Origin of the sequence: Halorubrum sp. CSM-61, from assembly GCF_003781945.1 — an archaeon.
Lineage (GTDB): Archaea > Halobacteriota > Halobacteria > Halobacteriales > Haloferacaceae > Halorubrum.
The window spans coordinates 60405-73902 of the sequence record NZ_RJJW01000005.1 but is presented as its reverse complement, the minus strand read 5'-3'; the positions used below and the strand labels follow the sequence as shown (position 1 = coordinate 73902).

The 13498-nt window shown below is 71.0% G+C and carries 14 protein-coding genes; 9 read left to right on the top strand and 5 right to left on the bottom strand.

Annotated features, from left to right (window positions below; all coding sequences use genetic code 11):
• Positions 1–36: 36 nt before the first annotated feature.
• Entirely contained in the window at positions 37–693 is a 657-nt protein-coding gene (gene fer, locus EDM04_RS10035) for a ferredoxin Fer (protein WP_123621674.1), read from the bottom strand.
• A gap of 98 nt (positions 694–791) precedes the next feature.
• On the opposite strand from fer, the gene fen reads away from it, so the two are divergent.
• The 4 genes from fen (at position 792) to gcvPB (ending at position 5200) form a co-directional block, all read left to right on the top strand.
• Positions 792–1769 carry a flap endonuclease-1 gene (gene fen, locus EDM04_RS10030; protein ID WP_123621672.1) on the top strand — a complete coding sequence of 326 codons (978 nt, stop codon included), beginning with the start codon at positions 792–794 and terminating at the stop codon, positions 1767–1769.
• 151 nt (positions 1770–1920) lie between these two features.
• Positions 1921–2304, top strand: coding sequence for a glycine cleavage system protein GcvH (gcvH, locus tag EDM04_RS10025; protein WP_123621670.1), 384 nt, complete (start codon positions 1921–1923; stop codon positions 2302–2304).
• 136 nt (positions 2305–2440) lie between these two features.
• The gene (gene gcvPA / locus EDM04_RS10020; RefSeq protein WP_123621668.1) at positions 2441–3769 is read left to right on the top strand and encodes an aminomethyl-transferring glycine dehydrogenase subunit GcvPA; all 1329 of its coding nucleotides are present in this window, start codon (positions 2441–2443) and stop codon (positions 3767–3769) included.
• On the top strand, positions 3770–5200 hold the full coding sequence (gene gcvPB, locus EDM04_RS10015) for an aminomethyl-transferring glycine dehydrogenase subunit GcvPB (protein ID WP_123621666.1): 1431 nt from the start codon (positions 3770–3772) through the stop codon (positions 5198–5200). It abuts the gene before it with no gap.
• A gap of 3 nt (positions 5201–5203) precedes the next feature.
• Here gcvPB and EDM04_RS10010 read toward each other — a convergent pair whose 3' ends face one another.
• Entirely contained in the window at positions 5204–5983 is a 780-nt protein-coding gene (locus EDM04_RS10010) for a helix-turn-helix domain-containing protein (protein ID WP_123621664.1), read from the bottom strand.
• 121 nt (positions 5984–6104) lie between these two features.
• On the opposite strand from EDM04_RS10010, the gene gnd reads away from it, so the two are divergent.
• The 4 genes from gnd to EDM04_RS09990 all read left to right on the top strand — a co-directional run bounded on the left by gnd (position 6105) and on the right by EDM04_RS09990 (position 11367).
• On the top strand, positions 6105–7019 hold the full coding sequence (gene gnd, locus EDM04_RS10005) for a phosphogluconate dehydrogenase (NAD(+)-dependent, decarboxylating) (protein WP_123621662.1): 915 nt from the start codon (positions 6105–6107) through the stop codon (positions 7017–7019).
• A gap of 128 nt (positions 7020–7147) precedes the next feature.
• On the top strand, positions 7148–7492 hold the full coding sequence (locus tag EDM04_RS10000; RefSeq protein ID WP_123621660.1) for a DUF5802 family protein: 345 nt from the start codon (positions 7148–7150) through the stop codon (positions 7490–7492).
• Between the two features lie 576 nt (positions 7493–8068).
• Positions 8069–8992 carry a Vms1/Ankzf1 family peptidyl-tRNA hydrolase gene (locus EDM04_RS09995; RefSeq protein WP_123621658.1) on the top strand — a complete coding sequence of 308 codons (924 nt, stop codon included), beginning with the start codon at positions 8069–8071 and terminating at the stop codon, positions 8990–8992.
• Between the two features lie 233 nt (positions 8993–9225).
• Entirely contained in the window at positions 9226–11367 is a 2142-nt protein-coding gene (locus EDM04_RS09990) for a hypothetical protein (RefSeq protein ID WP_123621656.1), read from the top strand.
• Between the two features lie 19 nt (positions 11368–11386).
• Here the strand turns inward: EDM04_RS09990 and EDM04_RS09985 are convergent, their stop codons facing one another.
• From EDM04_RS09985 to EDM04_RS09975, 3 genes are all read right to left on the bottom strand, one after another.
• Positions 11387–11785 carry a rhodanese-like domain-containing protein gene (locus EDM04_RS09985; protein ID WP_123621654.1) on the bottom strand — a complete coding sequence of 133 codons (399 nt, stop codon included), beginning with the start codon at positions 11783–11785 and terminating at the stop codon, positions 11387–11389.
• Positions 11785–12111, bottom strand: a complete 327-nt coding sequence (locus tag EDM04_RS09980) for a cupin domain-containing protein (protein ID WP_123621652.1) — start codon at positions 12109–12111, stop codon at positions 11785–11787. Before EDM04_RS09980 ends, EDM04_RS09985 begins: the two co-directional genes overlap by 1 nt.
• A gap of 77 nt (positions 12112–12188) precedes the next feature.
• Entirely contained in the window at positions 12189–13169 is a 981-nt protein-coding gene (locus EDM04_RS09975) for an alpha/beta fold hydrolase (protein ID WP_123621650.1), read from the bottom strand.
• A gap of 117 nt (positions 13170–13286) precedes the next feature.
• Here EDM04_RS09975 and EDM04_RS19145 point away from each other — a divergent pair, with 117 nt between their 5' ends.
• Positions 13287–13487: a pentapeptide repeat-containing protein gene (locus EDM04_RS19145; protein WP_123621647.1), complete on the top strand. Its 201-nt coding sequence runs from the start codon at positions 13287–13289 to the stop codon at positions 13485–13487.
• Positions 13488–13498: the final 11 nt, after the last annotated feature.

The window sequence follows — 13498 nt, the reverse complement described above, 5'->3', positions numbered from 1 at the left end:
GTTCTACGAAAATCCGCGGGGCCGTCCGCCCCGAAATTATCGCCGAGTGAACGGTCCCGGCGGCAGAATCAGGTCGTCGAGCTCGGCGAGCCGTTTGACGTTGAACACGATTTTCAGCTCGTCGCTCACCGGGTAGCCGTTACACGAGAGCCGGAACCCGCGCTCCGCCAGCTCGTCGGGCATGATGTGGTTCGCCGGCTGCGAGAGCTCGCCCTCGACGAGGTACACCGCGCAGTTCGCGCAGGCCCCGCCGCGACAGGAGAACGGCCAGCCGAATCCGCGGTTCTCGGCCGCTTCCAAGAGGCTCTCGTCGGGATGGACCAACAGCCGGCCGTGCGCCGATTCGTCGAGGTCGGCGTGCGACGCCTTCCGGAACAGGTCGTCGTCGTCGAGCGACCAGCCGTAGTCGGCGAGAGCGTCGTAGTCGAGGAACTCGACGCGCACCGGCTTCACCTCGGCGGCCTCGCCCCCGTCGTCGGTCAGGTCGACGTCGGCGGCGTCGGCCGCGTCGGTCCCGTTTCCGTTTCGGCTCCGCTCGTCGATCTCGCGGTAGGCGCGCCTGACGAGCTGGAACTCCTCGACGGTTCCACCCTGGTCGGGATGGGCCTCCTTCACGCGGTCGCGGTAGGCCCGCTCGATGGCGTCGTCGTCGGCGTCCTCGTCGACGTTCAGCACATCGAACGGCGAGACCATTCGGTACCGAACGTAGTCGGCTCAGACACATAAACGCCCCACAAGCCGGCAGGCGGGTGAATCGATCCTTTAAGAGTGGCGACGACGAACGATCGGTGATGGGTAACGCGGACTTACGCGATCTCGCGGCGATCCGCGACGTGACCTTCGCGGAGATCGAGGGGAGCGTCGTCGCCGTCGACGCGCACAACTGGCTGTACCGGTACCTCACGACGACGGTGAAGTGGACGAGCGACGAGGCGTACACCACCGCCGACGGCGTCGAGGTCGCCAACCTGATCGGCGTCGTGCAGGGGCTCCCGAAGTTCTTCGAACACGACCTGATCCCCGTGATGGTGTTCGACGGGGCGGTGACCGACCTAAAGGCCGACGAGGTCGCCGACCGCCGCGAGAAGCGCGAGCGGGCCGAGGAGCGCCGGACGGCCGCCGCGGACCGCGGGGACGCGATCGAGGCCGCGCGGCTTGAGGCCCGAACGCAGCGGCTCACCGACGCGATTCACGAGACGACCCGGGAGCTGCTCCGCCTGCTCGACGTGCCGATCGTCGAGGCGCCGGCCGAGGGCGAGGCGCAGTGCGCGCACATGGCCGCGACGGGGACGGTCGACCACGCCGGCAGCGAGGACTACGACACGCTGCTTTTCGGCGCGCCGACCACCCTCCGCCAGCTCACGAGCAAGGGCGACCCGGAGCTGATGGATCTCGCGGCGACGCTCGACGACCTCGGCTTCGACCGACAGGCGCTCGTCGACGCCGCGATGCTCTGCGGCACCGACTTCAACGAGGGCGTCCGCGGGGTCGGCCCGAAGACGGCGGTGAAGGCGGTCCGGGAGCACGGCGACCTGTGGGGCGTCCTCGACGCGCGCGGCGCCGAGATTCCGAACGCCGAGGCGATCCGCGAGCTGTTCATGGATCCGCCGGCGACGGACGTGGACGTGGACCTCGCGGTGGACCCCGACGTCGAGGCCGCCCGCGAGTACGTCGTCGACGAGTGGGGCGTCGCCCCCGACGAGGTGGAGCGCGGGTTCGAGCGCATCGCGGAGTCGCAGGTCCAGACCGGGCTCGACCGGTGGACGTGAGGCGGTCGGAAGACCGCCGCGAACACACCTTTTATTTCCTCGTCGTCAGAAGGGTGACGTACACGTGTCGCGGACCGCGTTTCGACCCCGAATCTCGGATCTAACGGGTCGAGGGACCGATCCCGGAGGCGGACCGCGCCGACCCTGACCAATGAGCTTCGAAGTACCCGACGACAGGCGGTACCTGGAATCGCACGAGTGGGCGACGACCGGCGGCGACACCGTTCGGATCGGCGTCTCCGACTTCGCGCAGGACGAACTGGGCGACGTGGTGTTCGTCGAGCTTCCCGAGGCCGGCGACGAGATCGCCGCCGGCGAGGCGTTCGGCGTCGTCGAATCGATCAAGGCCGTCTCTGACCTCTATGCGCCGATCTCCGGCGAGGTCGTCGCCGTCAACGAGGAGCTGTTCGACCGCCCGGAGCTCGTCAACGAGGACCCCTACGGGGACGGGTGGATGCTCGAGGTCGACCCCGTCGAGGGCGGCGACGCCGAAGGGCTGCTCGACCCCGACGAGTACGACGACCAGATCGCGTGACCACGCCGGTAGCGACCGCGCGACCAGACTGCGGACACACGACCATGACAACGCCACCCTTCGATCCCACCCCATCCTTCGACGGACGACCCGGCACCGGACGACAGAGCGACGGCGGACGCGCGGGAGCGATCAGATGAGCGGGACCGGCGGCACGCCGTACGCTCCCCACACCGAAAGCGAGACGGCGGCGATGCTCTCGGCGATCGGCGTCGACGACGAGGAGGCGCTGTTCGACATCCCCGAGGCCGTCGCCTTCGACGGCGAGTTCGGGATCGAGCCGCGCTCGGAGCGGGAGATCCGCGCCGAGTGCTCGCGGATCTTCGCGCGCAACGACGACCTGACCGAGTTCCTCGGGCGGGGCCACTACGGCCACTACGTGCCGAGCGTCGTCGACCACCTCGCGGACCGCGCCGAGTTCCTCACGAGCTACACCCAGTACCAACCCGAGATCTCACAGGGGTTCCTGCAGGCGCTGTTCGAGTACCAGTCGATGCTCGTGGAGCTGACGGGGCTCCCGGTCGCGAACTGCTCGATGTACGACGCCGCGACCGCGCTCGGCGAGGCGGCGACCCTCGCGGATCGGGTCCGCTCGACCTCCGGCGACACCGTCCTCGTCCCCGGACACCTCCGCGAGGGGAAAGGGGAGGTGCTTTCGAACTACTGTGCGGGCGCCGACCTGCGCGTCGAGTCGTACCCGATGGACGACGGCAACGTCGACGTCGACGCCCTCGCCGAGCGCGTCGGCGACGACACCGTCATGGTGTACGCCGAGAACCCCACCGTCCGCGGCTGCGTCGAGGAGCGGCTCGCGGAAATCGGCGACCTCGCGGCCGACGCCGACGCGCTGTTCGCGCTGGGGTCCGACCCGGTGTCGCTGGCGGTGCTCGAAGAACCCGCGGGCGTCGGCGCCGACGTCGTCGTCGGCGAGGCGGGCGCGCTCGGGCTCCCCACCGCCGACGGGATGGGGCTCGGCCTCTTCGCCTGCCGCGACGACTTCCTCCGACAGGTGCCGGGGCGGCTGGTCGGCGCCGGCGAGGACGCGGCGGGCGACCGCGCGTTCACGCTCACGCTCCAGACGCGCGAACAGCACATCCGGAAGGAGCGCGCGACCTCGAACATCTGCACGAACCAGGCGTGGGTCGCGCTCCGCGCGGCGATCCACGCGGCGGCGCTCGGCCCCGACGGGCTCGTCGACCTCGCGAACGACTGCGTCCGCGAGGCCGCCGCGCTCGCCGACCGGATCGACGAGCTGAAGGGAGCTATCGCGCCGGTCCACGACCGGCACCACGTCCGGGAGTTCGCCGTCCGCGTCGACCAGCCCGCCGCGGCCATCGCCGCGGACCTGGAGGCCGAGGGGTTCGCGGTCCACGCGATCGGCGAACACCTGCTGCAGGTGTGCGTGACCGACCTGAACGCGGGCCGGACCGACGGGCTCGTCGCCGCCTTCGAGGAGGTGATCTGAGTGATCCACGACCAGGCCGACTACGCTCGCGAGGGAGAGGACGTCCACGAGCCGCTGCTCTCGGAGAAGGACGAGACGACGGTCGACGTGCGCGAGGAGTCGCCCCTGCCGGACGACCTGACGCGTGACGAACTCACGCTGCCGGCGCCCTCGGAGCCGGAGATCGCCCGCCACTACACCCGGCTCTCGCAGATGAACTGGGCGATCGACTCCGGGCCGTACCCGCTCGGGAGCTGCACGATGAAGTACAACCCGAAGTTCACGGAGGACGTGGCCGCCGACCCGAACGCGGCGATCCACCCGGACCGCTCGGCGCGAGCCTCCCAAGGGAACCTCGAACTCCGGTACCGGCTCCAGGAGTTCCTCGGCGAGATCGGCGGGATGGACGCGGTCACGCTCCAGCCGCCCGCGGGCGCCGCCGGCGAGTTCACCGGTATCGCGGTCGCGAAGGCGTACCACGAGCACCACGGCAACGACCGGTCCGAGGTCGTGATCCCCGCCTCCGCGCACGGGACGAACTTCGCGACCGCCGCGATGGCGGGCTACGACGTGGTCGAGCTCCCCTCCGGCGAGGACGGGCGGGTCGACGTGGAGGCGCTTGAGGCGGCCGTCGGCGACGACACCGCCGCGCTCATGTTAACGAACCCGAACACGGTCGGGCTCTTCGAGCGCGACATCACCGAGATCGCCGACATCGTCCACGACGCGGGCGGGCTGCTCTACTACGACGGGGCGAACCTCAACGCCCTGCTCGGGCGGGGCCGCCCCGGCGACATGGGGTTCGACGTGATGCACTACAACGTCCACAAGACGTTCGCGACCCCGCACGGCGGCGGGGGGCCGGGGGCCGGTCCCGTCGGCGTCGTCGACGAGCTCGCCGAGTTCCTCCCCGCCCCGCAGGTCCGCGAGCGGGAGGGCGGGAACGGCTACGAGACGTTCGAGCCCGAGGAGACGATCGGGAAGGTCCACGGGTTCGGCGGCAACTGGCTCGTCCTCGTCAAGACGTACGCGTACATCGCTCGCCTCGGCGACGACGGGCTCGCCGACGCGGCCGCGAAGGCGGTGCTCAACGCGAACTACCTCGCCGAGCGGATCGATCTCGACGTGCCGTACGGCCCCTTCCACCACGAGTTCGCGGCGACGGCGGGCGACCGCGACGCCGCCGACGTCGCCAAGCGCATGCTCGACTTCGGCGTCCACCCGCCGACGACGAAGTGGCCGGAGATGGTGCCCGAGGCGATGCTAACGGAGCCGACCGAGATCGAGGGCCAGTCGTCGCTCGACGACCTCGCGGAGGCCTTTAACCTCGCGTACGCCGACTCCGACGAGGCGCTCGACGCGGCCCCGAACCGCACAACTGCGGCCCGGATCGATCAGGTCGCCGCCGCGCGGAACCCGCGGCTCTCGTGGCAGGCGCTGGACGGGGAGTAGCCGTCACGGCTCCGAGGCGGCCATCCCGGCGGGCTCCGCTCGGTCGCCCTCGCGTTCCGGGTCGGATCCGCCGCCGATCGAATTCTCGCCGTTCTTTCTCTCGTCCTCTCTCCTCTCACCGCTCCTCTCCTCGCCGCCCTCCCTGCGGTCCGCGACGTCGAACTCGCCGTTCACGAACCGGCGTAACACCCGTCCCTCCGCGCGGTGGAGCGTCTCGCTACACGTCGACTTCGCGAGGTCGCGCGCCTCGGCGAGCTCCGTGAGCGTGCACTCCCGCGGGGTGTCGTAGTAGCCGGCCGCGACGGCGTCGAGGACGAGGGCCCGCTGAGCGTCGGTGAGGACGGGCTCCCTGTCGGCGTCGCTCCCCCGGATCCCAACGGTGACCCCCTCGCCCGTGAGCCGTCGGCTGAAGGCGGTGAGACGGGAGCGCTCGCCGACGACGTCGGCGGTCGCGCGCCCGTTCGTCACCGCGATCGACTCCTCGATCGGGAGGCCGACCTCTCGCGCGGTCGCGACGTGAGGCGGCGGCGCGGGCGCGACGACTCGGAGCCGCGTCGCCGGTCCGGCCCTGTCGACGACGTCGACCCGGTGGACGCGGTCGTGCTCGCGGATCGACTCCACCGTCGCCGCGCGGTCGGTGCCCGCGACGGCGAGCGCGGTCACCTCGCCCTCCTCGGCGGCGACCGTCTCCCTCGCGCGGATCGTCGCGTCGGGGTGGGCCCGCGACACGTCGCCGATCCACGAACCGATCGGGAAGTCGAGCCGGAGTGTCAGTCGGGTCATGTACCGAACCAGAACGCGGCGGACCCTCTCGTTACCCCTTCATCCGTTTCGGTGTTTAAAACGAGTCGCCGTCGGCTCCCGAACCGGAACCACTACGGCGGCCGGTCGCCACCCCTCGCGCATGGAACTCGGCGTCATCGGACTCGGGCGGATGGGGCAGATCGTGGTGAATCGCTCGCTCGACGCGGGCCACGAGGTGGTCGCGTTCGACCTCTCGGCGGAGGCGACCGCGGAGGCGGCGGAGGCGGGCGCGACGGCCGCGGACTCGGTCGCGGACCTGTGTGACCGGCTCGACGGCGAGGGAGTCGGCAAGCGCGTCTGGCTCATGGTCCCCGCGGGCGACGCGGTCGACGCCACGCTCGCGGACTTAGAGCCCCACCTCGACGCCGACGACGTGGTCGTCGACGGCGGGAACTCGCAGTTCCAGGCGTCGGTCCGGCGCGCCCAGGAGACGGACGCCGCCTACCTCGACTGCGGCACGTCGGGCGGTCCCGCCAGCGCGGAGGCGGGCTTCTCGCTGATGATCGGCGGCCCGGAGTGGGCCTACGAGGCGTTGGTGCCCGTCTTCGACGCGGTGGCGACCGGGCCGGACGGCCACGACCGCATGGGTGCGTCGGGGTCGGGCCACTACGTGAAGATGGTCCACAACGGCGTCGAGTACGCGCTGATGCAGGCGTACGGCGAGGGGTTCGAGCTGTTGACGGAGGGCCGGTACGACCTCGACATGGAGTCGGTCGCGCGCACGTGGAACAACGGGGCCGTGATCCGGTCGTGGCTCCTCGAGCTCTGCGAGGAGGCGTTCCGCGAGGAGGGCTCCGATCTGGGCGACGTGGCGGACCACGTCGCGGGCGGCTCGACGGGCACGTGGACGGTCCGGGAGGCGCTCGAACAGGAGGTCCCCGTCCCGCTCATCTACCAGGCGCTCGCCGAGCGGTTCGACTCCCGCAACGAGGGGCGCTTCTCCCGCCGGCTCGCCAACCGACTCCGGTACGGGTTCGGCCGCCACGAGGTCGCGCGGCGGTCTAGCGGGGAGTAAGTCCGAGCGGGGAGTGAGATCGGGCGGGAGTAAGATCGGTCGGGGACGCGGTCGGCCCCCGATTATCACGATCGATCAGGGCCGAGAAACACTTATGTCTGGTCGTGCCAGAGGTTATCACGCACAGAATGTTCGAGCGATTCTCAAGCGGCTACTACTTGGGGGAACTGTACGTGGAACCCCACGACGGCGAGCGCGCCGTCATCCAGCGGGTCGACCACGAGCACGTCAACGAGCAGCTGTACGCCGACGGCGAGGGGGTAGAGCGGCTCGACGCCCCCCTCGTGATGAAGGTCGGCGGCGGCCACATCCCGGTCGCCGGCGACGAGGACGTGCCGAGCGGGACGCTCGCGATCCCGCGAGAGATCGCCGATGACACCCTTCCGGACCGGAAAAACGTCCTGCTCGCGGACGCGGACCGCGCCGAGACCCTGTTGCGTTGGGAGGGCTGGGAGCCGCACGTGAACGCGTAGTACTCGGGTGTTGACTTGGGTGTGTTCGGCGTCGACGTTCTTGACGATCGCTTATACGTGGCTGCTGACTCGGCGAACACCTCCAAAGCCCCAGTCGCTCGCTTATAAGCGGYTACCGACGGATCAACGGTGAACACCTCCAAAGCCCCAGTCGCTCGCTTATAAGCGGTTACTGACGGATCAACGGTGAACACCTCCAAAGCCCCAGYCGCTCGCTTATAAGCGGTTACCGACGGATCAACGGTGAACACCTCCAAAGCCCCAGCCGTGAGGAGCGCGCACGCTCGCTGCGCTCCTCAGTCGCTCACTTCGTTCGCTCCCTGCGGTGCTTGCGTCGCCTCCGCGCTCCTCACGGCTGCCCCTTTGAGTCCCACCCACCCGCCACAGCACCGCACCTCACGCCTCCCCAGCCTCGTCGGCTCGGCGCTTATAAGCGCCGAGCCGACTCCCTCGCGCGTGCTCCTCGGCCGCGAGGCGGCCTCGGAGGCACGCGCCACCGCCCGTCATTTATAAGCAAATTCGGTAGCGGGCAACTACAGACGCACCTTTTAGGTGGCGGGGAGTCGCCGTTCGGGTATGATCGACAGGCTGCTCGGGCGCGCCGAGCTGAAAGACCGGATCGAGGAGTTGGAGGAGGAGAAGCGCCACCTCGAACGACGCGCCGAGGCCGAGGAGGAGCGCCGATCCGACGCGGTCGCCGACCGACAGCGCGCCGAGGAGCGCGTCAACGAGCTCGAACACCGGATCGAGTCGCTGGAGGAGCGCCTGGGTCGGACCGAGAGCGAGGAGGAGTCGGTCGAGTTCCGCCGCGTCAGCGACCTCCGCGGCCCGCGACTGGCCGACGCGCTCGGGCGCTTCCGGGCGGTCGCAAGCGACGACCCCGAGGGGCTCCTCACCGCGTTCGTTCCGGACGAGGACGCGGTGCCGTCGAGCGTCGCGGAGTGGTTCGGCGACCGCACTCGGCTCGTCCGCCGGGCCGCCCCCGCGGTGGTCGTCGCCGACGACACGGGCGCGGTGAGCGCGGCGCTTTCGCCCCCGATCGAGCCGGCTCCGTTCGACCGGTGGGACGACGAGTTCCGGCTCGACGAGTCGTGGTTCCGACCGACCGGACGGGTCGCCTTCGCGCTCGTCCGGTCCGACACCTTCGCGCTCGGCGTCTACGAGGGCGACGAGCGGGTCGACTTCGAGGGGTTCTCCTCCGACGTGAAGGAGGCCCACTCGAAGGGCGGCTTCTCGCAGGGCCGGTTCGAGCGCCGGCGCGAGGGGCAGATCGACGACCACCTGAAGAAGGCGACCGCGGCGCTGGCGGATCTGGACGACCGCGACTCCACCGCCGACGCCCGGATAGACCGGACGATCGTCGTCGGCGAGCGGAGCGTGCTCGGCGAGGTCCGGGAGCACGCCGACGTCACCGACGTCTCCGACGCGACCGGGAAGCCGCGGGAGGCGCTCGACGACGCGTTCCGGGACTTCTGGACGACGCGGCTCCGCGCGGTCTGAGACTCGGCACCGCGAACGAGCCGATAAGTCGGTGATAGAGACATTCAGGGACTCTATAACTAACCTCTCCCTCCGACACGTGTCGCACGGAGGGACGCCACACGCTCCCTCCTCCCCCCCCTACTTTTTCGAAGCGTTCGGCGCCGCGTCGAGCTCCCGACGTGACGCCGACTCCGAATCGTGTCAACACGTCCACGATCAGTCCTATATCCGACGGGTCCGGTACGACACGCATGACCCGGCCCGAATCGTTCGGCGGCGTTCGAGCCGCCGTCGCGCTCTCGCTCGTCGCGCTCCTGCTGGTCTCGCTCTCGCTCGTCTCGTTGACGGCGGCCGGGGGCGCTCACGTCTCCGCCGACGACGTGACCCCCGGCGTCGATACGAACCCCGGCGTCGAGTCGTTCTCGGGGAGCACCGACGCGGATCGAGTAGCGCGGACCGACGACGACGCCGACGCGATCCGACTGCGAAACGAGATGGCCCGGACCGACGAGCGAGGGACGGTCGGCGTCGCGACGCGGGCGGAGATACCCGATCGCGTCACGGAGCTCGAAGTGACGCTGCTCAGCGTCGATACCGAGGCTGAGGTCGAGGCCGACGGGTTCGTCCCGGCCGACGGCGCGAGCGACGAGTCCGTCTGGGAGTGGGACGGCGAGACCGCGAACCCCTCGCTCACCTACGCGATCGACGCTAACGACACGGTCGAGGGAGATGGCCCGCTCGCCGCCGACGGGACCTACCGCTTCGTCGACGCGGGCGAGTGGGCGCTCGTCAGGACCCCCCGCGTCGGCGCCGCGTGGTCGTACACCGGACAGTACGAGGGGCAGGTCCGGCTGGAGCGCGAGACGGTCGTCGCCGGCGAGGGCGTCGCCTCGCAGACGATGGCGTTCCTCGGGGCACACGAGGAGCACGTCCGCGAGGCCGCCGGACAGCGCTACCGGCTGATCGTCCCCGCGGCCGCGGACCCGGTCGCCACGCCCGAGGAGGTGTTCGGGGTCTTCGCGGACGCGTCGACCGCACTGCAGGTCGGCGCCCGCGACGGGGAAGTGGTCGCGTTCGCCGCTCCCACGGGCGAGGTGTCGTGGGCGGTCCGCGGGCTCCAGACGGGCGACGCGGACCTGTGGGTCAGAGACGAAGAGTCCGTCGGCACGGCGGCGGACGTGTGGACCCACGAGTACGTCCACACCCGGCAGGCGTACCGCACCGAGCCGAGCGGTCGGTGGATCACGGAGGCGAGCGCGACCCACTACGCCGCGCTGTTCGCGCTCGAGCGCGGCGCCGCCGACTTCGACGAGTTCGAGACCACGTTAGCGCGCGGCGAGCGCGAGCCCGACGCCTCCGCGGTGCTCTCCGACCCGACGACGTGGGAGGGGAACGCGGACTACACGAAGGGGGCGCTCGTCGCCGGCGAGATCGACCGCCGGCTCCGCGCCGAGACCGACGGCGCCGCGTCGCTGGCGACGGTCCTCCGCGAGCTCAACGAGGCCGACGGGCCGATCACCAACGAGGACGTCCTCGACGCCGTCGAGGCCGCGGCCGCGGAGGGAGCGGACGCCGCGACCGCGGCCGAGGTCCGCGCCGACACCGAGCGGCTGACGACGACGGAGGCGAACGCCGAGACGTGGGACAGAGACGACCACGCGGCCGCGTTCGGCGAGACCCCCGCGCAGGTGGGGTACGAGCTCGCCGAGGACGGGATCCGAGCGACCGGCGAGTACCGGAACCGGACCGTCGCCCGCGACCCCGTCGAGCTCGTCGTCGGCGAGTCGCTCGAGGCGTCGGTGGTCGCGTCCAACACGGGCGGCGCGGCCGGGAGCTACGACCTCTCGCTCTCGGTCGACGGCGAGCCGGTCGCGAACCGGTCGGGGACGCTCGACGCCGGCGCCGAGACGGTCGAGCGCTTCGAGCACCGCTTCGACTCCCCCGGGGAGTACGAGGTCGGAATCGGTAGCGAACGCCTAACGGTCGCCGTCTCCGAGCCCGCTCGCCCCCGCGTCCGCGGCGTCTCGACAGACCGCGACCGGGTCACGGACGGCGAGTCGGTCGTCGCGACGGCGACCGTCGGCAACGACGCGAGCGTGCCCGCGGGCGGAGAGATCGAGTTCCGCGTCGACGGCGAGACGGTCGCGACCGAACCGGTGCGACTGGACGCCGGCGAGGAGGCGTCGATCGACCGAGAAGTCACGGTCAGCGGGGCCGGAGACGTGACCGTGAGCGCCGCTGGCCCGGTCGACGAGGCGTCGACGACGGTGACCGTCGAGGGCGACGGGCCGATGTCGGCCGACGACACGCCCGGGTTCGGTCCGGCGGTCGCTCTCGTCTCGACGGTCGTCGCCGGCGCGGCGCTCGCGAGGCGCGGTCGGCGGGGAGCGTAGCGGGCGAAGGCGGGTCCGTTTAAAAGGGCGCGTCCGGTCCCTCGTCGGGCTCCGCGGTCGGGTTCGCGGTCTCTTCAGGGTCCGGCTGGACCAACTCTCCTGTGTCGCGCTCCCAGGCCTCGATGCCGCCGCGGAGGCTCTCGACGCGCGCGTCCTCGATCCCCGCGTAGCTCCCGATCAGCTGGGCCGCCTGCCGGCTGGCGACCCCGTGCGGACAGACGGTAACGATCCGCGCCGCACCCTCCAGTTCCGCGACGCGGGTCGTCAGCTCCGGGAAGGGGATGCACTCGCTGCCGGGGACGTGCCCGCGGTCGAAGGCGCGGCGGTCGCGGATGTCGACGATCCGGAGGGCGGAATCGCTCCCCTCGTCGCCCGCGATCAGGCCAGCCAGCTCCTCGGGGTCGATCTCGCCGTCCATCAGGGGAGCGGGCAGAGGCTCGCGGTGATGACGGCGCGCTCGTCGGTGTCGTTCCGGGCGCCGTGGACGGTCCCGCGCTCGTTCAGGACGACCGCGGGCGCCGCGAGCGACTCCCCCTCGTCCTCGCGAATGACGGTCGGCTCGCCCTCGAGGACGTGGAAGACGTTGGTCGCGTCGTCGTGCTCGTGCGCGTCGAGGGTCGCTCCCGGGCCGAGCGCGAACGCCTTGACGAGCACGTCGTCGGTGACGGCCAGTTCCGCGGTCTCGACCTCCCCGTGGCCGGGCGAGAGGCCGTCGACGGCGTCGGCGTATCGATCGATCGTCATGCCCTATCGTCGCCGCCGTCGGTACAAAAGGCGTTTGGCACCTGAAACCGCCGGGCGGCCGGACGCGCCCCGGCGGGCTACTCCCGCGCGCCCGGCGGCAGCGGGTCGGCGTGGTCGGCGATCGCCTCGGCGACGCGGTGGGGCTCCTCGTGGACGACCCAGTGAGTCGCCGTGTCGAGGACGAGGAGCCGGCCGTCGGTACAGTGTTCCACGCTCTCGCCGGCCAGTCGCCTCGCGAGGAACGGGTCCTTCGCGCCCCAGATCACGAGCGTCGGGACCTCGACGGTCTCCCTCGTCGGCGTCGGGCGGTCGCGGACGATCGCCCGGTACCAGTTCACCATCGCCTCGAACGCGCCCTCGCGGTTCCACGCCCGGCGGTAGCGTCTGAAGTCCTCGTCGCCGAACGTCCCCGGATCGCTCGTCTCCCGGAGCCCCCGCACGGCGAGGCGCCAGTTCCCGGCGCCGGCGACCGTCTCGGGGAGCTTGGGGAGCTGGAACGGGAGCATATACCAGCTCTTGAGCCGCTGGCTCCACGAGCCCCGAAGGGCGCGCTCGAAGACCGTCGGGTGCGGCACGTTGACCGCGACGAGCTCCGAGACCCGGTCGGCGTGGTGGAGCGCGAGCCACCACCCCACCGCGGCGCCCCAGTCGTGACCCGCGACGGCGGCGGTCTCGCGGTCGTAGGCGTCGATGAGGCCGACCACGTCCCGCGTCAGCGCGTCGATCCGGTAGTCGCGCACGGCGGACGGCTTCTCGGAGCAGTTGTAGCCCCGCTGGTCGGGAACGACGACGCGGTAGCCCGCGTTGGCCAGCGGCGCGATCGCGTCGTTCCAGCCGTACCAGAACTCCGGGAACCCGTGGAGCAAGACCAGTAGCTTCCCGTCTTCGGGACCGGCCTCGACCACGTGGAGCCGAACGTCGCCGGTGTCGATCGCCCGCGACTCGCCCGGCACCCCTTCGGGGATCTCGTCCGGCGGAACGGGCTCGTCGAGCGCCTCGATCCCGAGGCGTCGGTCGCCCGCCGGCTCTCTCCCGCCCTCGCTCGACGCGTCTCTCATGCGTCTCTCTCCGGCCCCGAACGCCAAATAGCTACGTTCGGCGGGGCGGTCCTGGCCGCACCGTCGCCTCCGCGATCGAAATCCTCAAGCCGTTGGCAGACCGCCCTCGGGTAACTAGTGACGCTGACGTTCGGCCCGACGCGACCGATCGGGCCGGCCCGCGGTTCGGCGGCGGTAGACCTCACTCACGCACACTATGGTACCGGACACGTCGACCTCGGACACAGCGGAACCGACCTCAGCGGAACCGACCTCAGCGGAACCGACCTCAGCGGCGTCGGATTCGGACGGATCGGACTCGAACGGATCGGACACTGACGAACCGGACT